Source organism: Tritonibacter sp. SIMBA_163 (genome assembly GCF_046535935.1).
Lineage (GTDB): Bacteria > Pseudomonadota > Alphaproteobacteria > Rhodobacterales > Rhodobacteraceae > Epibacterium > Epibacterium scottomollicae.
In genome coordinates, this window is record NZ_JAWJBP010001123.1 from 1 (window position 1) to 243 (window position 243).

General features: G+C 59.3%; 1 pseudogene. It reads left to right on the forward strand.

From position 1 onward, the window contains the following. A pseudogene (locus R0J92_RS25825) lies at positions 1 to 243 on the forward strand (ArgP/LysG family DNA-binding transcriptional regulator); the annotation flags it as partial.

The following is a 243-nucleotide window of genomic DNA, read 5'->3' on the forward strand; positions in this document are numbered from 1 at the left end:
GTGCAAGGCTGCCGTCTCACCCCGCTTGGTACTCTTCGCTATCGCGCAACCGCATCGCCGGATTTCATCGCCCGGTATTTTCCCGACGGAGTAACCCGCGATGCGATTGCCAAGGCTCCCGCGCTGACATTCAACCAAAAGGACAGATTGCAGGATCGCTGGGTCCGTTCTGTTCTCGGAACCGATATGACTTGCCCGACGCATTGGCTTCCCTCGACGCAGGCCTTCGTCGATGCAAGCCTG